Here is a 513-nt window from a genome sequence, read left to right as displayed (position 1 = left end):
TCAGTTTGGAGTAGAGAACGGGCTCTGATAATTTGGCTCCTTTAGCACCATTAAAGATCATCTCAGCCTGTCTGAAAACAACTCCTCCCTCATCCTCGCTCTCAGATGGCTTATCTGGAGTAGGGCTACTCAGGGGCTGGTCATTTGGAGGAATGTCAAATTCTGATTCAAGATGCAGTGGAGCCTGCTCTAGATAATCCGCTGAAGTCACAACAGGTTTTTCTTGAATTTTATGCAATTGGTCAAGTTCACGAAGATGCCCCATGTCCAACCAGCCCTTTACAATATCAGGTGAATCCACAGCTCCTACATGAACTCTTCCTTCATCCACAGCAACTGCCTGACTCCTCTCCGTGCTCTCATCTGGTCTCACCGGTTCAGCATTTTGAAAGGTTAATTCAACAGATTTTTCCGGATAACCAGTCCCCATCTGCACCAGTGGGTTAAACTCAAGCTCCATTAGGTCTTGTAGCCACATTGATAAGTCCCTTTCCAGGCCCTTGCGGATGACCA

General features: G+C 46.8%; 1 protein-coding gene. It reads right to left on the bottom strand.

The genetic code is table 11. The features are described 5' to 3' along the window. On the bottom strand, positions 1–513 hold a 513-nt coding region (locus GQS57_RS18740), incomplete at both ends, for a hypothetical protein (RefSeq protein WP_165734473.1).

The organism is Polaribacter sp. 20A6 (assembly GCF_011378915.1).
GTDB lineage: Bacteria > Bacteroidota > Bacteroidia > Flavobacteriales > Flavobacteriaceae > Polaribacter > Polaribacter sejongensis.
Note: the sequence above shows the minus strand (reverse complement) of the source record. Positions and strands in the feature narration are given on the sequence as shown.